The organism is Nocardia sp. NPDC055029, assembly GCF_053608525.1.
In genome coordinates, this window is sequence record NZ_JBSGVQ010000001.1 from 301,341 (window position 1) to 320,248 (window position 18,908).

Here is an 18,908-nt window from a genome sequence, read left to right on the forward strand (position 1 = left end):
CATCACGTCAACGGCTGTTCGCGAACATGGCGTACTGCGCCGCCGCGCGTTGCTGGGCGTCGAGAAGCTGTTCGCTGCTGACGATTCCGACGTACCGGTGATAGGCGACGATGCAGCTGAACCGCTTCTTCGCGGCGAATCTCTTGTTCTCCACACAGGCGGAATCGGCGAGGTTGGGCGGGGGCGCCACGTCCGTTTCGGTCCGCCAGGGGAAGAGCTTGTCGGTGACCGCTCGGCGCGCCGTCGCGGCGTCGGGGGTGCGGATGCCGATCGAGCCCCAGGACACGGCGACCTGCTGGGGGTTCATCTTGGTGAGCTGCTGGTCGATGTACTGGCGGTCGTCGGGGAGGGGACCGCCGGAATGGTGCACGGCGCCTCGTTTGCCGCCGACGAAGAAGTATGTGGAATCGGGCTTCGTCAGCTCGTCCGGGTTGAGGGTGCGCATCAGCACGTGCTCGGGGTCCCAGGGCAGGGCCATGATCTGCTCGTCGGTCAGCGGGGTGGTTTCGGCCAGTGCCTCGATCTGCTTGGTGTAGGCGCTCTCGGCGAGGGTGGTGAGCGCGGCCAGGTCGGGGGTCGCCACCGACAGCAGGAAGGCGATCACATAGGGGCCGTGCGGGAGCACGGTGCGCAGGAAGGGCGAATCGGGCCGCCACTGTGAATGAGCCGCAGGATATTTCGGTAGCGTCACCGGCTGGTTGCGGCCCTCTTTGGCGGCGAAGTCGGTGTCGTGGAATTCCCTGGCCGCCGCGGTAGCGCGTTCGGCGTCGGGGAACTGGAAGACCATCGTCGTGGCGGTGAGCCGGTTGTCGTCCTTCTTGGACGGCCAGTCGCTGCCGCTGACGTTGGGGGTGATGTCCTTCGACGCGCCGCTGGAATGGAAGCCGTAGAGCATCTTGTGCTTCTGTGCGATGGCCTGCATCGCGGTGCTGTCGCCGAGTTCGTCGGGCAAGAAACGGGCGTGGTTGGAATTGGCGCGGTTGCCGTAGATCATCTGCGGGTCGATGTCATAGGCGTGGATTGTGTGGTCGGCGAGCCGCATCGACGCCACCTTGTCCATGTCGTAGAACGCGGGCACTGGATCGTCGTCGTGGGCATTGACCGGCTCGGTGGGGTAGGAGCCCACGTCGAGGGTCCGGACATCGATCTCGCCGGGCACGCCGGTGCCGGACACGGTGGAACCGCAGGCCGTCAGGACTGTTGCCACGATGGTCGCGAGCACGATGGCCGCGGGGCGCTTGGACATGGTCATCGGGCGTTCACCAGCAATGCGTATTGGGCGGCGATGCGCTGTTGGACGTCGAGGAGCTGGTTGGACCAGACGTACGCGGCGTAGCGGTCATGCGACACCGCGCAGTAGAAGCGGACCGCCAGCCGTTCCCTGCCGATGTACTCCTTGCATCGGGCACTCGGCAGGTTCTTCGGCGACTCGACGGCGGTGAACTTGCGGGTCAGGCCGCCGAGTTCGTCGCGGACAGCCTGGGCACCCGCGATATCGCGAGCGCGGTACACCTCGGAACCGTCGTTGGCATACAGGTCGACGCCGTTGTCGTCGATCATCTTTCCCCTGCTCACCGGGTTGGAGGAGAAGTGGCGGGCGGTGCGGCCCGCGTACACACCGGGCGGGTTGGTCCACGAATCCTCGCGGGGGCGGGGCGCGGTGCGGCCGAGCATGCCGTCGCGGTCCCGCTGCAGCGTCATGAGCTGGTCGGCGGGCGTAGGAGTGAACTTCGCGACCGAGGGCAAGATGGTGTCGAGGCTCTTGCTGACCAGGTCGACCAGCGCCTGCTTGTCGACCTTTTCCAGCCAGATCTTCAGATAGTCGAAGAACCAGGTGTAGACGACGAGATGACCGATGGCGAACCAGGAACCGATCGACTGCTGGTCGGGCTGCCAATGCGCCTTCGCCGCAGGGTAACCGGGGATTTCGATCGGCTGATTGTTCGGCGCGTAACCGAAGTCGAGCTGTTCCAGTGCGGTCGCGGCGGTGGCGGCCTTCTGCGCGTCGGGGAAGATCATGACGGCATTGACCATGTCGATGCCCATGTTCAGGGGCTCGGTCTCCGCGGAGCTCACGAATCCACCGATGAAATCGGGTGCGATCTCGGCGAACCGGTCGACTGCCATGATCTTGCCCAGTGACGCCTCGGGATCGATGAACACCGAGGCGATGAACGGATTGCTGTGGACGAAGCGCGGATCGATATCGGCGGGAGACGGCACGAAATCACCGAGCCGCTCGGCTTCGACGAACTGCGCCTGATCCATGTTCGCGACCACCCCGACCTGACGCGGTTGTGTGGGGTAGCCACCCACATCGAGGGTCGCGAGATCCACCGGAACATCGGTGGCCGCCGACGCACCCTCACCGGAACCGCACGCGACGACGGTCGTCAGCAGTGCGGCCGCAAGCACGGCACAGGCTGGTCTGGTGGCTCGCAACGCGATCATCCCTCCCCGAAACGATGGTCGGCGGAATACTACGTCACCTGATCCGGGAAGGGAGGGGCCGATCTTTTACAAACTGTTGGCCAGCAGCGCGTACTGGGCGGAGATCTTCTGGCGGACATCGGGCTCCTGATCGGAGCTCACGATGCCCAAGTAGCGCTTGTACGGCACATAGCAGCGGTATTTGAATTCCTCTTCGGCGTCGCCCTGGTTGTTGAGTTGCAGGCACTTGGCGCCGGGGATATCGGCAGGGGCGGGGAGGGTGTCGTAGTGGCCCGCGGTGTCGATGAGGCCGTTCATCAGGGCCTGAGCGGCGGCGAAATCGCGGACGCGGGTGATGGAGCCACCGTCGACGAGGGCGATGTTCTCGGCGCCGGTGGAGTCGACGAGGCGCTGACGGGCGGTCTGGTCGTCGGCGTTGTTCACCAGGTGGGCCGGGCTGTAGACGGCGAACGAATGCTGGTCGGGGTCAAGGCCCGCGCGGTCCTTCACGACGGCCCTGGCGAGCAGGCGTTCGGGGTCGATCGGGAGGTCTTCGAGCTTGTCGATGGGGGTGGGGGTGAATGTGCCGAGCTGGGTCAGCGCGGCGGCGAGGGTTTTGTCGACCCAGGAGGTGAGGTCGGTGGCGTCGGCGCGCGGTCGCTGGATGAACAGCGAGATCACGAACTCCTTGTGCGCCAGGAACGCACCGATCGTCGGCACGTTCGGACGCCAATGCACGTAGGCCTCCGGGTATTTCGTGGAGGCGAGCTTGCGGTTGTCGGGGGAGACCGCCAGGTCGACGTCCTCGAGTTCCCTGGCGGCGAGCGTGGCCGAAGCGGCATCGGGGAACCGGAAGACCGCGGTGGTGACGGCGGTCGCGTCGGACGCGGGGCGCTTCTGACCTTCCGGATCGGGTTTGTCGGAGCCGAGCGCGGCATAGCCGGTCACGAATTTGCGGTTCTCCAGAACGGGTTTGGAGACGTTGGCGACGAAGTCGAGCGCCCGCTCCACATCGGGGACGACGGTGCCGCCGCGGCCGTACGACAGCGACGAGTCGATCCGCACGGCGGGAACCACCGCCGCCGACATCCGGGTTCCCTCGACGAGCGCGCCCTTGCTGCCCGCGGTGTCGTCGTAGCTGTGCCGGTCGGTGGCGTAGGTGCCTGTTTCCAGCCCGCGCACATCGGGTTCGGCGGCGACCGGTGTGCCGCTGACCGCACAACCGGTGAGCGCGGCGGCCATCGTGGCGCAACAGAGTGCGGACGCGATCCGGATCTTGGTCGAATAGATCATCAGTTGCCCCTTGATGTTCCTCCCGCAGTACCTGTGAAGTTACCGGAGGAACGCCGCCCAGGGGGCCCTAAGTGGGCGGGTTTGCCATAGTCTGGAGTGCATGGCGACGACCCTGCTGCGCGGTTCCGGTGGAGGCCGATACCTGTGAGGGATCGGCAGGTCGAAGTCGTGCTCGGAAGTCATGCGGTCGCGCGCGTCGCGGGCGCGGTGATCGTGGTGGCTCATCGCGGGCACGGCAGACTCACTCCCGACGACACCGCGGCGGTCGCGCTGGAATCGCTGGCCGAGCTGGTGCGCGCCGCCGCCGAGGACGAACCGGCCGGTCCCGGTGCGGTGGTCGCGCGGGAGGCGACCCGCTGGCTCATGAAGTACGCCGAACAGATCTCGCCGGGCACGCCGATCGATTTCGGGGTGCTCTCGGCCGCGGCCAACGGCGGGGTGGCGATCTTCCTGCACGGCGCTGTCACCGCGGTACTCGCCGGCGACGGCACCACCGAGTACTACCGGGGCAGCGACGCCGCGTTCACCGTCGACCGGGTGGCCTCCGAGCCGGCCAGGGCGGTCGCGCTTTTCGTCGACGATGCCAAGGGCCGCATCCCCGATCTGCCGCCGGAACGCGGCGTGGGGTGGCTGGTCGAGGGGATCGCGCAGGCCGGTGGCGCTGTCGTGTGGTCCAACGGAGTGCGGTCGCGGGTCCGCACGGCCGAGCCCGCGGGCGAGACGCGCAGGCCGCCGCCGCCCACCGCCCGGATCGATCGGGAACCGCGTCCCACGCAGGCGGATTCGCGTCCGGCCGAACCGCCCGGCACCGGCATGCAGCCCGCGACGTCGATGATGGACGCGGCGACCAGCGCGACCGGACCGGCGCATTCGGCGGTCGACCCGTATTCGGTTGCGCCGCCCGCCGATCCACACAATGCCGAGACCCGGCTCGCGGGCACCAACCCGGCGCCCGAACCCGACCCTGACCTGCAGCGACGACTGGAGGCGACCGCGCGGTCGACGGTGCTCACGGTCAAGGTGATGGGATTCAAGTGCGCGCGTGCGCATCCCAGCGATCCGCGCGCGGCGTTCTGCACCGTGTGCGGCATGCCGGTCGACCAGACCCAGGCGCTCGCCGAAGTAATACGCCCGCCGCTCGGCATGCTTGTCCTCGACGACGGCATGACCTACCTGCTGGCCGCCGACGCGGTGATCGGTCGCGACCCGGAGAATTCCGAGGCGGCCCAGCGCGGCCTCATCCCGCTGCGTGTGGACGACACCTCCGGCGGTATGTCCCGGGCGCATGCCGAGGTGCACCTGGTGAATTGGGACGTCCAGCTCATCGACCGCGGGTCGACCAACGGCACCCGCTCCCGCCTGCCGGGTTACCGCGACTGGGTCCGGCTCACGCCGAACCAGCCGATGGTGCTGATCCCGGGCACCGAGGTGATGATCGGCAACCGGGTGCTGCGGTACGAGCCCGCCGCACCACCGCCGTTCGGTTGATCGGCGGGACCGGCGTATTCGTGCAATTCACCGGTCGCCGATCAGATATCTGACTGAACGAGGTCGAATCGCACGATTTCGCCGGGCCTAGCTATACCGCGACAAGCACGTCGTCTCGCCGTTGAGAACCCCAGCCCGGAACGCATCGACCCGCGAGAACCCGCTCGGGACGGTCTTCCCCTCGGCATCGCTGGCGGCCAGACCGTCGGTGAGCAGGCCGGACACCGCTTCGTCGAGGTCGCCGGCGGAGAGCTGGATGTCGCCCTGGCCGACCGGACGGCCGGGCTGGGCGAGCTTGCCGGTGACCACACCGGACAGACAGGCCGCGCGCAGGCCGGTCTTCGCTCCGGTCAGCTGCTGGCCTTGGCTGCGCTGGACAGCGAGGGTGTAGCGCGAGATGAACACGATGTAGCCGTTGTAGTCGCCGCTGACCTTCACCGGGAGCGGGCCGTCGTCCTCGGTGTCGACCGAGCCGCGTTCGGCGAGGCCGGGCACGTCGGTGGCGATGACGTTCTTGGCGGGGCAGTAGGTGACAGGTTCGGTGACCGCGCCGTCCTTGCAGTCGATCCGGGCGCCGGAGTAGTCGTAGGACGGAGCGTCGCGGACCGGCAGGATGGCCTGCAGTGCCTTGCTCAGTTCGACCAGGTTGGCCTGGGAGACCGGGAACTCGCCGCGGCCCTGATCGCCGGAGAAGCTCTGCGGCAGGTTGCCCCGGCGCTGGTCGATCTCCTCGTCGTCGATGCCCTTGCAGCCGCGCGGGCCGTCGGTGAAGCCGATCTGCACGGCGGTGACCCGCTCGAACGCCGATCCGTGCACGCTCTCGGGATCGTCGGGGTCGGAGTCGCGGATCGAAACAGTCGCGGCCAGAACGGAATTCAGGCCGTCGGAAGTATTGATCGTGAAGTGCTTCGACTTGCCCTCGGCGACGTGCCGCATGAACGCGCCCGCGAAGCAGTCGGCCTGCTGTTCCTTGACCAGCACCGGCGTCTTCTTGGTGACGAGCTTGGCCATGGTCTGGATGGCGTGCCCGTACTCGTGGGCCAGCACCATGACCACCGACATCTTCCCGAAGGTCTCGGTCATGGTGGGCAGCAGCATGGCACGGTCCCACCCGATGGAGTTGTCGCTGCGGCAGTAGGCGGCGTTGACCAGGTGGTAGGTGGTCTCCTTGCAGAACTCGATCGCCTGGTTGCGGGAGGCGCGGGCGTTCCAGGAGATCAGCTTCTCCACCGGCTCGAACGTCTCGCCGCGGAACTCGGCGCCGAACACGGACTGCCAGTAGACCTGGATGTCGTCGATCGCGTTGAGCGCCAGCGCGTCGACGTCACCACCGTCGCCGTTGGACGCGGTGAGCGTCGAATCGGCGACCCCCGGTCGCGGCCCGTTCGGCCCGCCGGTCGTCGGCAATCCCGCCACCTGGAACGGGTCGTCGTAGATCGAGACGCCGTGGCCATCGATCGCCCGCGTGCAACCCACGCTCAGCAATGCGCATAGCACGGCGATGATCGCAACGAGCGCTTGGCCTTTCATCGAATCCCCCTGGTCGGCCGGATACAGGTCGCCGGATCGGGACAGCAAGCCGTCTCGGGGGCACCGCCGATGTCCGGGCGATGGCATAGTATCCGCTCCATGTCTTCACCGGGGGCGCAGACCATCACCGTGCGCCATGATGGAACCGAACGAGTCTTCGAAGCGAGTCAGCAGATCACCATGGGCCGCGCGCCCGAGGTGACCCTGTTCGTGGACAGTCCGCTGGTCTCGCGCGTGCACGCCACTCTGCGCTTTCAGAACGGAGCCTGGGTACTCGCCGACAACGGCAGTACCAACGGCGTTTTCGTCGACGCGCGCAAGCTGAGTCAGCCCGTGTCGATCGACCGGCCGACCCAGGTGCGCCTCGGCGACGCGATCAGTGGCCCGCTGCTGCATCTGGTGCCCGCCGCGCCCGCCTCGCGTCACGCCGCCACCATGGTGGCGGCGCCGTCGCAGCCGCAGCAGCAACATCGCCCGCCGCAGCGTCCGCAGCAGCCCTTCCCGCCGCAGTCCAGACCGGCCCCGCACCAGCAGCCGCAGTTCACGCCCACCTCGCAGTTGCCGTCGCAGCCGATGGCACCGCAGGACAACATCAACATGACCCGCCGCGCCGACTCCTCGATGCTGCCGCCGGTGCGCAAGGCGGCCTCGACCGAGCCGGTCGCCCGTGGCGATCGCATCCCGCCCGGCGGCCTGAGCATCGGCCGTACCTCCGACAACCAGATCGTGGTGAACGATCCGCTGGCCTCGCGCCAGCACGCGCGCCTGGTGTCCTCGGCCGAGGGGCTGGTCATCGAGGACCTGGGGTCGGCCAACGGCACGTTCGTCAACGGTCATCGTCAGCAGCGCACCGTGCTGCGCGAGCGCGACATCGTCACGATCGGCAATATCGACTTCGTCGTCACCCAGGGCGCGCTGGCGCATCGGCAGAAGCCGGTCGCCGAGCTCGGCCTGACGGTGCACGGGGTCGGCTTCACGGTCGAGGGCAACAAGCAACTGCTCGTCGATGTCAACATGCAGGCCGGTCGTGGCACGCTCACCGCGCTGATCGGCCCGTCGGGTGCGGGCAAGTCGACGCTGTCGAAGCTGATCGCGGGCAGCACCCAGCCCTCCGGCGGTGTGGTCACCTTCGAGGGCCGCAACCTGCACGCCGAGTACGAGGCGCTGCGCTCCCGCATCGGCATGGTCCCGCAGGACGACGTGCTGCACCGCCAGCTCACCGTCCGCCAGGCGCTCGGCTTCGCCGCCGAACTGCGGCTGCCGCCCGATACCACCAAGGCCGACCGGCAGCAGGTGATCGACGGTGTGCTGAAGGAGCTTTCGCTCACCCAGCACGCCGACACCCGCGTCGACCGGCTCTCCGGTGGTCAGCGCAAGCGCGCGTCGGTGGCGATGGAGCTGCTCACCGGTCCGTCGTTGCTGATCCTGGACGAGCCGACCTCTGGCCTCGACCCGGCGCTGGACCGGCAGGTCATGCAGATGCTGCGCGAGCTGGCCGACGCCGGTCGCGTGGTCATCGTGGTGACCCACTCGGTGGCCTGCCTGGACATGTGCGACCAGGTGGTGCTGCTCGCGCCGGGTGGCAAGACCGCTTTCGCCGGTCATCCCGGTGGCGTCGGCGCCGCGCTCGGCACGTCGGACTGGGCGGAGATCTTCGCCAAGGTCGCGGCCAACCCGGACCAGGCCTTCGCGGCCTACCGGTCCAGGCAGGCCTACGTGCCGCCACCGCCGCCACCCCAGCCGCTGCAGCGCGGCAACGCGGGCGCGCCGCCGCAATCGAGCGGGGTGCGTCAGTTCAGCACTCTCGCGCGCAGGCAGTTGCGGCTGATCTTCGCCGACCGCGGTTACCTGGCGTTCCTCGTGGTGCTGCCGTTCATCCTCGGCGCGTTGTCACTGGTGGTGCCGGGTAGTGACGGTTTCACCGAGGGCCCGCTGATCGCCCAGCCCGACGGTTCGTTCGCGCGGTCCAGCGGTGGTGAGGCACAGCAGCTGCTCGTGGTGCTCATCCTCGGCGCGTGCTTCATGGGCGCCACGCTCACCGTGCGTGACCTGGTCGGCGAGCGGTCGATCTTCCACCGTGAGCGCGCGGTCGGCCTGCTGCCGTCGGCGTATCTGATGGCCAAGATCGTGGTGTTCAGCGTGACCGCGTTCCTGCAGTCGGCGGTGCTGGTCGGCATCACGCTGATCGGCAAGAAGGCGCCGCCGGAGGGCGCGCTGATCCCGAACGGCAGCGTCGAGCTGTACCTGGTCATCGCGATGACCGCGGTCTGCTGCGTGGTGTTCGGTCTGCTGATGTCGAGCCTGGCCAAGTCCAACGAGCAGGTCATGCCGATGCTCGTGGTGATGATCATGGTGCAGCTGGTGATGGCGGGCGGTCTGATCCCGGTGACCGACCGGGCCGGCCTCGAGCAGGTGTCGTATCTGTTCCCGTCGCGCTGGGGTTATGCCGCGGGCGCGTCGACGGTGGACCTGCGCGAGCTGGTCATCGGCGCCCAGGAGGACGCGCTGTGGGAACACAAGCCGGGCATCTGGATCCTCGACATCGTGCTGCTCATCGTGATCACCTCGATCCTGGCGGCGATCACCTGGAGCCGCTTGCGCCTGAAGAAGTCGCAGGCATGAGCGATCGCGAGGTCAGGGCCATATCGGCGGGCATGATGCGCGTGTCGCTCGCCGACCGGGCACACTTGAGCCTGTGACCGTTCGAGTTGGGGCCCTGCATCTGGGGTGGGATGTGGTGTCCGTTGCCGCGGGCGGCGGTGAGACTCCGATCCGCCCGGTTCAGGTGGAGGGCACCTACACCCCACCCGCCTACCTCCTCGCCGACGCGGCGGGCAGGTTGCACACCGCAGGCGTCGACCGGCAGCGGCCGGACCTCGGCATGGCGATCGCCGACGTGCGCGACATCCTCGGGCACCCGCAGATCGTGATCGCCGGCGCCACCTGGCCCGCGGAGCTGGTGTTCCGGGCCAGGCTGTACAACCCGCTGGCCGCGGTCGGCAAGTACCTGCGCGGCAAGCCGCAGCTGGTCGCGCTGCCCTACCCGGACACCTGGCCGGAGGAGAAGGTCGAGACCTACGCCGCGCTCGTCGAGCAGCTCGACGTGGTCGTCGAGCCGCTGCCGGAGAGCGTCGCGCTGTCGGGTTACGTGCGCGCGCTCGGCCTGGTCTCGCCGCCGAGCGAGCGGCATCGCAACGGCATCGGCGCCACCGGCGTGTACTCCGACGGCCGCACCCTGCTGGTCGTCGCGGTGCACGGCGACGACGAACAGCCCACCGAATCGGTGGAGGTCGCCGTCGGCGCCGAGGCGCTGCGCGACGCCCGTTCGGCCGACAATGTGGTGATCGAGGCGATGGCGGCGGCCCGCTCGATCGGCGCCGACACCTCGACGGTGCTGCTGGCGGGCAATGTCTGCTTCAACGACGCGCTGCGGCTGGCCTTCCAGAACCACCTCGGCCAGCGCCTGCACGTGGCCGATCATCCGATGCACGCGCTCGTGCTCGGCGCGGCGCACCTGCTGGTCACCGAGCCGGAACTCGACGAAGACGACTATCCGGAGTCCCAGCACCCGGGCCAGGGCTATGCCGCGCAGGTCGGCTGGGGTGCCCCGCCCGCGGCCCCGACCACCGGTCAGCCCCCGAGTCCGGCCGGTTTCGTCGCCGGTCCGCCCGCGCAGTCCGGCGGGCGGCACGCGCTCGACGAACCCGACGACGACGAGCGCAGGGGCAGGCTGCTCGGCAAGATGAAGAAGGGCTTCTTCGGAGCGCCGGCCGTGGTCGGCGCGGTCGCGCTCGCCGCGACCGCCTGGCACGTGGGCGCCACCGGTCCCGCGGCCGCGGCCGACGGCGAGTTCGTGAGCTGCGCGTTCACCCCGTACGCGAACACGGTCCCGCCCGAGGGCATCGCGAGCGCGCGCGGTGGCGGGCTGATCGAGGACCAAGCCTGCGTCACCCCCGGCATCGACACGCTGCGCTACCTCATCCCGGGGCCCGCGGGCGCGACTGATCCAGGCCCGCCGGTGGTGATCTAGCTCAGCGCCCGATTGTGGTGGCGTCATGCGTAGCTGGTATCGTTGCTCGCTGGCGTGTGGAACGTCGAACCGTTCGCGGATCGGCGTCTCCTCGATGTCCCGGGTCTCCACCGGCCGCCGGGACGCTCTCGACCACACCCGTGGCCGGCAACACCGACGACAGACAGGGAACGACTGTGCCTACGTACAGCCCCAAGGCAGGTGACGTCACCCGCAAGTGGTACGTCATCGATGCCACTGACGTAGTCCTCGGCCGTCTCGCCGTGCAGGCCGCTGGCCTGCTGCGCGGCAAGGGCAAGCCGACCTACGCACCGCACGTCGATGGTGGCGACTTCGTCATCATCATCAACGCGGACAAGGTTGCCATCTCCGGCAACAAGAAGCAGGACAAGCTGATCCACCACCACAGCGGACACCCGGGCGGCCTCAAGTCGCGCACTGTCGGCGAGGTGTTGGCGACCCGTCCCGATCGTCTCGTGGAGAAGGCCGTCAAGGGCATGATCCCGAAGAACAAGCTGGGTAACGCGATCGCGGGCAAGCTGAAGGTCTACGCAGGCCCGAACCACCCCCACGCCGCGCAGCAGCCGGTTCCGTTCGAGATCAAGCAGGTGGCCCAGTGACCGCTCCTGAAGAGTTCAACGAAGAGTTCGACGCGGTCGACGAGACCGTGGTCGAGGTTGTCGAAGACGGCGAAGGCTACGAAGCCGAGTACGCCGAAGAAGCCACCTACGCCCCGATCGTGATCGATCGCCCGGTGCAGACCGTCGGCCGCCGTAAGGAAGCCGTCGTTCGCGTGCGCCTGGTTCCCGGCTCGGGCAACTTCGAGCTCAACGGCCGCACCATCGAGGATTACTTCCCGAACAAGGTGCACCAGCAGCTCGTGAAGTCCCCGCTGGTCACCGTCGAGCGTGTCGAGAGCTTCGACATCTACGCTCGCCTGGTCGGTGGCGGCCCCTCGGGTCAGGCAGGCGCCCTGCGCCTGGCCATCGCCCGTGCGCTGATCGAGGTCACCCCGGAGGATCGTCCCGCGCTCAAGCGTGCCGGCTTCCTGACCCGTGACCCGCGTGCCACCGAGCGTAAGAAGTACGGTCTGAAGAAGGCCCGTAAGGCGCCTCAGTACTCGAAGCGCTGATTTACGCACTGCCGGCCACCGTCTTTCGCATTCGCTAGGTATGCTCCCCGCGAGAGCGGGGATGAGCCCGGTCGGCGGAGCACGTGTGCGAGAGCAGGCTTCCAGCACGGCTGGTTGCCTGCTCTCGTGCTGTATTCGGGGACCTACTACAAGTAGAGGGTTTTATGGGACGGCTGTTCGGCACCGACGGTGTTCGAGGACTCGCCAACGAGTCGTTGAGCCCGGAACTGGCGATGCGCGTCGCGGGCGCGGCCGCGCAGGTGCTCTCGCGCGGCAAGAAGCGCGCTGTTGCGGTCCTCGGCCGTGATCCGCGGGCCAGCGGCGAGATGCTCGAGGCCGCGGTGACCGCGGGCCTGACCTCGGCGGGTGTCGATGTCCTCTCGGTTGGCGTGCTGCCGACCCCGGCCGTGGCGTACCTGACCGGCCTCTACGACGCGTGCTTCGGCGTGATGATCTCCGCCTCGCACAATCCCATGCCCGACAATGGGATCAAGATCTTCGCGGCGGGCGGGCACAAGCTCGACGACGCCGTGGAACAGCGGATCGAAGCCCTGATCGCCGAAGGCGTCACCGTGCGCCCGACCGGCGCGGGCATCGGCCGCGTGCGCGGCGACTACACCGTCGAGGGCACCCACGAACGCTATGTCGAGCATCTGCTCGAATCCACCGGCCAGGACCTGTCCGGGCTGACCGTCGTCGTCGACTGCGCGCACGGCGCGGCCGCCGAGGTGGCTCCGCAGGTGTATCGGGAGGCGGGCGCGACGGTGATCGCGATCAACGCCGAGCCCAACGGCCTCAATATCAACGACGGCTGCGGGTCGACCCACCTCGAGGCCGTGCGCGCCGCGGTCCTCGAGCACGGCGCCGACCTCGGCATCGCCCTCGACGGCGACGCGGACCGCTGCCTCGCGGTGGACGCCGCGGGCGAGATCGTCGACGGTGACGCGATCATGGCCGTGCTGGCGCTGGCGATGCGCGATGCGGGTGAGCTCGTCGGCAACACCCTGGTCGCGACCGTGATGAGCAACCTCGGCCTGCACATCGCCATGCGCGCCGCCGAGATCACCGTGCTCACCGCCGCCGTCGGCGACCGCTATGTGCTCGAGGAACTGCGCCGCGGCGGCTACAGCCTGGGCGGCGAGCAGTCGGGTCACGTGGTGTTCCCGCGCTACGGCACCACCGGTGACGGTGTGCTCACCGGGCTGCGGCTGATGGCGCGGATGGCCCAGACCGGGCGCCCGCTCGGCGAGCTGGCCGCGGTGATGAGCACCGTGCCGCAGGTGCTGGTGAACGTGCCGGTCAGCGACAAGGCGGCCGTCGCCGCCGACCCCGAGGTGCGCGAAGCGGTCGCCGAGGCCGAGCGGGTGCTGGGTGAGTCCGGCCGGGTGCTGTTGCGGCCCAGCGGAACCGAGCAGCTGGTGCGGGTGATGGTCGAGGCCACCGATCCGGCGCAGGCGCGCCAGCTCGCCGACGATCTGGCCAAGCAGGTCGCGGCGGTCTAGTTCTCTCTGGCGGGGCGCGCCGGGTCCATCTACTATCGGCTTACGCCGTATTTGACCTGTGTGCTGGTGGCGAGTGTGCTGCTTGGCGCACCGGACAGTTTGGCGCGCAACACGATTCGAAGGGGGCGATTCATGGTGCCGCCGCTGCCTGCCCGGAACTACCGCGACGAGGACCGCTACCCGGTCGACTACGATCCGTATCACCGCTGTGGTGGGGCGTGTGGCAGGCCGGGGTGTCGTGAGGTGCCGCAAGGGTATTCGCACACCGTCCCGATCCGGGACGAGGGTTACGGCCAGCCGGTCGAGCACTACGAGCCGGTCCCCGAACCGTCGCGCGGGTATTCGTTCCCCGTGCCACGGGTGCCGCGCTCGCGGTCGCTGATCGTTGTCGTCGCGATTCTTGTCGTCACCGGTGCCGCCGGGCTGATCGGCGCCGCGCTCGGTTCTGACATCGACCTGTTCGGTGCCGCGGAAACGGCTGTGGTGCAGTCGTTCTGAGCTAGAACTGGCCGACGACGAAACCGCTGAACAACACCAGGAACCCGAGGATCTCGCCCGCCATCAGCCCGTACATCGACAGCCGCAGCGCGGCGGGAATCTCGCCGGCGAACTGATTGGTGGTGTCGCGCCGCATCCCGTGCAGCACATAGCTGGCGATCGCGCCGACGAAGAACGCGAGTATCACCAGGTCCGCCGTCAAGTTGACGATCGTCGGCCAGGCGCTGAGCTCGGTGAACACCGCGAGCAGGATTCCGGCGAAGGAGTACAGCAGGGCGGCGCGGTGCGCGATGTCGACGTAGATGTGCGCCGCGCCCTCGGCCGAGGTGCGGATGCCGTGGTACTTCCACACCCCGAGCAGCAGTGCGCTCAGGAAGATCAGGCCGGTGACGAGCAGCGTGACGCGGGTATCGATGCCAAGTGCGAGGTCCATGGTGCGTCCTAATCCTCGGTGAGCAATCCACCGGCCATGTGCCAACGGCGGGTCGCACGAACAGAATCCAGCATCCGGCGATCATGCGTCACCAGAATCAGCGTGCCGGTGAAGGATTCGACGGCCTGCTCGAGCTGTTCGATGGCGGGCAGGTCGAGGTGGTTGGTCGGCTCGTCCAGGACCAGCAGGTTCACCCCGCGTGCCTGCAGCAGGGCCAGCGCGGCGCGGGTGCGTTCGCCGGGGGAGAGAGTGTCGCAGGCGCGGGTCACGTGCGGGCCGCGCAGGCCGAATTTCGCCAGCAGCGTGCGGACGTCGGCGTCGGGCCAGTCGGGCATCGCCGCGCTGAAGGTGTCGGTCAGCCGTTCCGATCCGCGGAACAGCCCGCGTGCCTGGTCGACCTCGCCGATCTCGACGCCGGAACCCAGTGCGGCGGAACCGGAATCGGGGACGATCTTGCCGAGCAGCAGGCCGAGCAGAGTGGATTTTCCGGAGCCGTTGGCACCGGTGAGCACGATCCGGTCGGCCCAGTCGATCTGCGTGGTGATCGGGCCGAGGGTGAACTCGCCGCGGCGCACGACGGCATTGGCCGCGGTCGCCACCACCGCACCGCTGCGGGGCGCGGCCGCGATCTCCATCCGCAGCTCCCATTCCTTGCGCGGCTCTTCGACCACGTCCAGGCGTTCGATCCGGCGCTGTGTCTGACGAGCCTTGGCCGCCTGCTTCTCGGTCGACTCGGCCCGGGTCTTACGGCCCATCTTGTCCGAGTCGTTCTTGCCCTTACGCCGCGCATTGCGCACGCCGTGCTCGAGCCAGTTGCGCTGCATCTGGGCCCGCGCCTCCAAACCCGCCTTGGTGTCGGCGAATTCGTCATAGGCCTCACGGGCGTGCTTGCGGGCGATCTCGCGTTCGGCCAGATACGCCTCGTACCCGCCGTCGTAGAGCCCGACCTGCTGCTGCGCCAGATCCAGTTCCAGCACCCGATTCACGGTGCGCGCCAGGAACTCCCGATCGTGGCTGATCACCATCAGCGGCACCCGGATGCCTTTGACGAAGCGCTCCAGCCGATCCAGGCCGTCCAGGTCGAGATCGTTGGTCGGCTCGTCCAGCAGCAGAATGTCGAAGCGCGACAACAACACCGAGGCCAGACCAGCCCTCGCCGCCTGTCCGCCGGACAGACCCGTCATCGGGGTGTCCAGTCCGCTCGCCAGTCCGTCGGTGAGGCCGAGATCGGCGGCCACCTCCTCGGCGCGCTGATCCAGATCGGCGCCACCGAGGGCGAGCCAGTGCTCGAGCGCGGGCGAGTAGTCATCTTCCCCGCCTTCGCCGAGCCGCTCCGCCGCCGCATCCATCACCTGCTGGGCAACGGCGACGCCGGTCCGGCGAGAGAGGAATTCGAGCACGGTCTCGCCGTCGATCCGCTCCGGCTCCTGCGCGAGGTAGCCGACCGTCGCGTCCGGCGGGCTCAAGGTGATGGCGCCGTCGCCTGCCGTGCGTTCGGCCAGCATTCGCAGCAACGTCGACTTGCCTGCGCCGTTCACTCCCACCAGCCCGATCACGTCGCCGGGGGCGAGGGTGAAGTCGAGGTCGGCGAAGAGGGTCCGCTCGGCGTGGCCGGCGGACAGACCGGTGGCTTGCAATGTCGTGCTCACCTCTCAAGTCTGCCCGCCTAGGGGTAGGACCCTGAGATCGGGCCCGGCAGAAATCAGGGTGCGGATGGGTCTGCCGACCGATGCGGGGGAGGGGTCGTGCTCGGCACAGTGGAGTTATCACCAGCTCGACAGGAAGGCCTCACACAATGACCGCCCCCGCCCGCCGCTTCACCCGTTCGACCAGCGACAAATGGATCGCCGGCGTCTGCGGTGGCATCGCCGAGTACTTCGGCTGGAACGCCAACATCGTCCGCCTGGTCTTCGTCGTCTCCTGCCTCCTGCCCGGCCCCCAGTTCCTGCTCTACCTGGTTCTGTGGCTGATCATGCCGAAGAAGTAACGCCCGACCGCTCCGGCACCCGCTCGCGGATGACAAGATGGTGGAAGTCTCACCGCGCCGTCATCCGCGAGTTTTCCGTTGAGGAGGAGTCCCATGGTCACCTCGGGCGACATCCCTGGCCTCGGCCTACCCGACATCGACGCCCATTCATCCCTCGGCAGCCTCGGCCCCGTCGAACTCCACTCTCCGTCCCAGGACCTCGACGGTGACGGAGTCGTCGACTCTCTCACCGATGCCACACCCCACGACACCAGCGTCTGGTCGGACTTCGACCACGACGGGATCGCCGATCATGTGACGGTGGTCGAGGCCGATGGGGACTATGCGGCGTGGGAGTACCACCGGTTCCCCGATGGGACGTCGGAGTGGCGGCGGACCGACCAGGGGAATCTGGGGGAGTAATTCTGCTCCGCGGGGGGAACCTGCGGCCGGGTTCCCGCGTCCAAGTAGGTAGGGCGTCGTCCGGGCGCGCTGCAAGCAGCGGAGGTGGGGGATGGGCACGCAAGTTTCCGGCGGAGTTGTCGTCAACCAGAGCGAGATGACCACGTCGGTCAACAGCTTGAAAACCAGTGTGTCCGAGCTACGTACCGCGGCGAAGAACGTCGAGGACAACAGTTGGGGTGCGGGCCGCAACGGCGCGGAATCCGAAGCGGGCCGCGCCTACGTGGACTACGGGGTGCGGATCGCGCAGGGCATCGAGCGAACAGTCACCTGGCTGAAGGTGTGGACGACCTCGACCGAGGCCACCGCAGAGACGATCGGCAACGCGACCGTCGAGTTCACCGAAGTCGACAAGAACACTGCACGAGCCCTGGACCGGACCGGTGCGAAATGAGCACTGAAATCCGACGGGGGGCCAGGCGATGACGCAGTCCGTAGACGACATTCTCAACGACGGTTCGAAAGGTCTGCTCTATTTCGAGCAACTGCTGCCGCTGTACGAGGAAGCCTTCGGCAATGATGCGGGCTGGCCGACGCTGAAGATCCAGGCAGCGTACGACCAGGAGCGAGGGATGAACCTCGTGAAGCTGGTGACCTCCGCTGACGCGCTGCAGAAGATGATCACCGTGGTCGACACGCAGCGCGGCAATCAGCAGTCGGCGGCGAACGCGTTGGGATCCACCTGGCAGGGCGCGGCGGCCGACGCCGGAATCGGACGGCTCCGCGAGATCGTCGGTCTCGCGGAGGGTGACCGCGGCAAGGTTCAGGCGTTGGCGACCGCGATGTCCGGTGCGGCGACCGCATTGCGGAAGATCGTCGAAGACAAGGCGGCCACCGTCAAGAAGCTTGCCGACGGGAATCGTGTCGAGGTCGGCAGTCAGCGGACGCTCATCACCATCGGTGAGATGACGGTGGTCGACATTCAGCAGATCATTCGCAGCAGCAAGTCGGGCGACGTCCTGAGCTCGCTGCTGCAGCGGCTGACCGAAGTGCCCGACATCGAAGATCGCGCGAAAGACCTCGAGCGGAATTCGGACGCGTGGAAGCAGGCCGTCAAGGAGATCTGCGTCGACTGGCTGGATACGGTCTTCAAGAAGGATTACAACGACAAGCTCGGCGTATTCAATGCTCAGTGCACCACCACCCTGATCGCTGTGCAGGGGCAGTACAACGCCGTTCAAGTGGCTGCCGATGCGGTCGAGGAGCGTGCGTATCCCTCGGTGGCCGGGGTTACCACGGCCGCGCCCGGCGACAATACAGCCAACGGTGATCCGTCGAAGACGAACGGCAATCAGCCCGGAACCAATCAGGCTGCTACGAACGACGGCCAGACCGCGACCGCTGGAACACAGAACGGTGACACGTCCACCGGATCGCCGGTGCAGACGAAGGCACAGACCACCGACGACTCCTCGTCCGATGATGATGATAACGACGACGAAGATGACGATTCCGACGCCAGCAGCGCACTGAGCGCCATCGCATCGACACTGAGTGAGCTCGGAAGCACTGTTTCCAGCGCGCTCACCGGTGATCTCGGGGATTCGCTGACTTCTGCGATCGAATCGGCGGGAACGGCGATCAGCGACGGCATCGAGCAGATGACGGAACAGGCGAGCAGCCTGCTCTCCGGTGAGCACGAGGCATCGTTCCAGCTCGGCGACACCAAGGTGAGCATCGGGGCCGGCGAGAACGGGCTGTCGTTGACGACGACCGGTGCTGATGGCACGACAACGCAGTACCGATTGACGTTGGACGAGAACGGAATTCCGGTCGTCGCACAGGATTCGAGTACCGCCGAGGATGGAGATGCCTCGCCCGGCACCGACGGCGACGGTGCATCGGGTTCGGGCGCACCGGAATCCGGGGGCGGGAATGGTGAAGCCGGTCCCAGTGGAGTGGAAGCAGGCGGCGGAATCACTCCGACCACACCGGAAACTCCTGACCTGAACGATGCTCCAGTGACCAGCGAAATCGATAGCGGTGAGCCCTCTTCCGGTCCCGGGGGAGGTGGTGTGCCTGCAGTTCCGCGGCCGACCCGGCAGGAAACAGACGGCGAACACATCCCGACTGTCGAGGATCACCCGGCGAGCAACCCGGGCGATTCCGGCGCCCTCCTCGCCGAGGCAGGCCCGCTGTGATGA

Annotated in this window: 17 protein-coding genes; 11 read left to right on the forward strand and 6 right to left on the reverse strand. The window is 67.9% G+C overall.

The features are described from left to right. Nucleotides 1–7: 7 nt before the first annotated feature. The 3 genes from ACWF9G_RS01070 to ACWF9G_RS01080 form a co-directional block, all read right to left on the reverse strand. Nucleotides 8–1,252 carry a DUF7373 family lipoprotein gene (locus tag ACWF9G_RS01070; RefSeq protein WP_452512716.1) on the reverse strand — a complete coding sequence of 415 codons (1,245 nt, stop codon included), beginning with the start codon at nucleotides 1,250–1,252 and terminating at the stop codon, nucleotides 8–10. Next, the gene (locus ACWF9G_RS01075) at nucleotides 1,249–2,451 is read right to left on the reverse strand and encodes a DUF7373 family lipoprotein (protein WP_452512718.1); all 1,203 of its coding nucleotides are present in this window, start codon (nucleotides 2,449–2,451) and stop codon (nucleotides 1,249–1,251) included. Before ACWF9G_RS01075 ends, ACWF9G_RS01070 begins: the two co-directional genes overlap by 4 nt. Before the next feature lie 66 nt (nucleotides 2,452–2,517). Next, on the reverse strand, nucleotides 2,518–3,723 hold the full coding sequence (locus ACWF9G_RS01080; protein ID WP_452512719.1) for a DUF7373 family lipoprotein: 1,206 nt from the start codon (nucleotides 3,721–3,723) through the stop codon (nucleotides 2,518–2,520). A gap of 144 nt (nucleotides 3,724–3,867) precedes the next feature. Between ACWF9G_RS01080 and ACWF9G_RS01085 the strand changes: the two genes are divergently transcribed. Beyond that, a complete protein-coding gene (locus tag ACWF9G_RS01085; RefSeq protein ID WP_452512721.1) occupies nucleotides 3,868–5,211 on the forward strand; it encodes an FHA domain-containing protein in 1,344 nt (447 codons plus the stop codon). 87 nt (nucleotides 5,212–5,298) lie between these two features. Here the strand turns inward: ACWF9G_RS01085 and ACWF9G_RS01090 are convergent, their stop codons facing one another. Further along, entirely contained in the window at nucleotides 5,299–6,741 is a 1,443-nt protein-coding gene (locus tag ACWF9G_RS01090; protein WP_452512723.1) for a metallopeptidase, read from the reverse strand. Between the two features lie 99 nt (nucleotides 6,742–6,840). Here ACWF9G_RS01090 and ACWF9G_RS01095 point away from each other — a divergent pair, with 99 nt between their 5' ends. From ACWF9G_RS01095 to ACWF9G_RS01120, 6 genes are all read left to right on the forward strand, one after another. Then, nucleotides 6,841–9,363: an FHA domain-containing protein gene (locus tag ACWF9G_RS01095; protein ID WP_452512725.1), complete on the forward strand. Its 2,523-nt coding sequence runs from the start codon at nucleotides 6,841–6,843 to the stop codon at nucleotides 9,361–9,363. 73 nt (nucleotides 9,364–9,436) lie between these two features. After that, nucleotides 9,437–10,771, forward strand: coding sequence for a hypothetical protein (locus ACWF9G_RS01100; protein ID WP_452512727.1), 1,335 nt, complete (start codon nucleotides 9,437–9,439; stop codon nucleotides 10,769–10,771). A 176-nt stretch (nucleotides 10,772–10,947) separates the two neighbouring features. Beyond that, nucleotides 10,948–11,391 carry a 50S ribosomal protein L13 gene (gene rplM, locus ACWF9G_RS01105; protein WP_022567307.1) on the forward strand — a complete coding sequence of 148 codons (444 nt, stop codon included), beginning with the start codon at nucleotides 10,948–10,950 and terminating at the stop codon, nucleotides 11,389–11,391. Beyond that, entirely contained in the window at nucleotides 11,388–11,903 is a 516-nt protein-coding gene (gene rpsI, locus ACWF9G_RS01110; RefSeq protein ID WP_229739989.1) for a 30S ribosomal protein S9, read from the forward strand. Before rplM ends, rpsI begins: the two co-directional genes overlap by 4 nt. 164 nt (nucleotides 11,904–12,067) lie before the next feature. Next, nucleotides 12,068–13,405 carry a phosphoglucosamine mutase gene (gene glmM, locus ACWF9G_RS01115; protein WP_379303610.1) on the forward strand — a complete coding sequence of 446 codons (1,338 nt, stop codon included), beginning with the start codon at nucleotides 12,068–12,070 and terminating at the stop codon, nucleotides 13,403–13,405. A 132-nt stretch (nucleotides 13,406–13,537) separates the two neighbouring features. Beyond that, the gene (locus ACWF9G_RS01120) at nucleotides 13,538–13,903 is read left to right on the forward strand and encodes a hypothetical protein (RefSeq protein WP_452512729.1); all 366 of its coding nucleotides are present in this window, start codon (nucleotides 13,538–13,540) and stop codon (nucleotides 13,901–13,903) included. Nucleotide 13,904: 1 nt separating this feature from the next. On the opposite strand, the gene ACWF9G_RS01125 is transcribed toward ACWF9G_RS01120, so the two are convergent. Together ACWF9G_RS01125 and ACWF9G_RS01130 are read right to left on the reverse strand one after the other, a co-directional pair. Beyond that, on the reverse strand, nucleotides 13,905–14,336 hold the full coding sequence (locus ACWF9G_RS01125) for a hypothetical protein (protein WP_452512731.1): 432 nt from the start codon (nucleotides 14,334–14,336) through the stop codon (nucleotides 13,905–13,907). Between the two features lie 8 nt (nucleotides 14,337–14,344). Then, nucleotides 14,345–15,985: an ABC-F family ATP-binding cassette domain-containing protein gene (locus ACWF9G_RS01130; protein ID WP_452512733.1), complete on the reverse strand. Its 1,641-nt coding sequence runs from the start codon at nucleotides 15,983–15,985 to the stop codon at nucleotides 14,345–14,347. A gap of 146 nt (nucleotides 15,986–16,131) precedes the next feature. Between ACWF9G_RS01130 and ACWF9G_RS01135 the strand changes: the two genes are divergently transcribed. The 4 genes from ACWF9G_RS01135 (at nucleotide 16,132) to ACWF9G_RS01150 (ending at nucleotide 18,905) form a co-directional block, all read left to right on the forward strand. Beyond that, the gene (locus tag ACWF9G_RS01135; RefSeq protein WP_019045152.1) at nucleotides 16,132–16,323 is read left to right on the forward strand and encodes a PspC domain-containing protein; all 192 of its coding nucleotides are present in this window, start codon (nucleotides 16,132–16,134) and stop codon (nucleotides 16,321–16,323) included. Between the two features lie 93 nt (nucleotides 16,324–16,416). Further along, a complete protein-coding gene (locus ACWF9G_RS01140; RefSeq protein ID WP_379303602.1) occupies nucleotides 16,417–16,725 on the forward strand; it encodes a DUF6802 family protein in 309 nt (102 codons plus the stop codon). Nucleotides 16,726–16,816: 91 nt separating this feature from the next. Continuing rightward, entirely contained in the window at nucleotides 16,817–17,158 is a 342-nt protein-coding gene (locus tag ACWF9G_RS01145; RefSeq protein WP_452512735.1) for a hypothetical protein, read from the forward strand. 28 nt (nucleotides 17,159–17,186) lie between these two features. Beyond that, nucleotides 17,187–18,905 carry a hypothetical protein gene (locus ACWF9G_RS01150; protein ID WP_452512736.1) on the forward strand — a complete coding sequence of 573 codons (1,719 nt, stop codon included), beginning with the start codon at nucleotides 17,187–17,189 and terminating at the stop codon, nucleotides 18,903–18,905. The last annotated feature ends 3 nt before the right edge of the window (nucleotides 18,906–18,908 follow it).

Coding starts and splice junctions, on each gene's coding strand:
- ACWF9G_RS01070 (WP_452512716.1), bottom strand. CDS start 1,252: ATGACCATGTCCAAGCGCCCCGCGGCCATCGTGCTCGCGACCATCGTG.
- ACWF9G_RS01075 (WP_452512718.1), bottom strand. CDS start 2,451: ATGATCGCGTTGCGAGCCACCAGACCAGCCTGTGCCGTGCTTGCGGCC.
- ACWF9G_RS01080 (WP_452512719.1), bottom strand. CDS start 3,723: ATGATCTATTCGACCAAGATCCGGATCGCGTCCGCACTCTGTTGCGCC.
- ACWF9G_RS01090 (WP_452512723.1), bottom strand. CDS start 6,741: ATGAAAGGCCAAGCGCTCGTTGCGATCATCGCCGTGCTATGCGCATTG.
- ACWF9G_RS01095 (WP_452512725.1), top strand. CDS start 6,841: ATGTCTTCACCGGGGGCGCAGACCATCACCGTGCGCCATGATGGAACC.
- glmM (WP_379303610.1), top strand. CDS start 12,068: ATGGGACGGCTGTTCGGCACCGACGGTGTTCGAGGACTCGCCAACGAG.
- ACWF9G_RS01120 (WP_452512729.1), top strand. CDS start 13,538: ATGGTGCCGCCGCTGCCTGCCCGGAACTACCGCGACGAGGACCGCTAC.
- ACWF9G_RS01125 (WP_452512731.1), bottom strand. CDS start 14,336: ATGGACCTCGCACTTGGCATCGATACCCGCGTCACGCTGCTCGTCACC.
- ACWF9G_RS01135 (WP_019045152.1), top strand. CDS start 16,132: ATGACCGCCCCCGCCCGCCGCTTCACCCGTTCGACCAGCGACAAATGG.
- ACWF9G_RS01140 (WP_379303602.1), top strand. CDS start 16,417: ATGGTCACCTCGGGCGACATCCCTGGCCTCGGCCTACCCGACATCGAC.
- ACWF9G_RS01145 (WP_452512735.1), top strand. CDS start 16,817: ATGGGCACGCAAGTTTCCGGCGGAGTTGTCGTCAACCAGAGCGAGATG.
- ACWF9G_RS01150 (WP_452512736.1), top strand. CDS start 17,187: ATGACGCAGTCCGTAGACGACATTCTCAACGACGGTTCGAAAGGTCTG.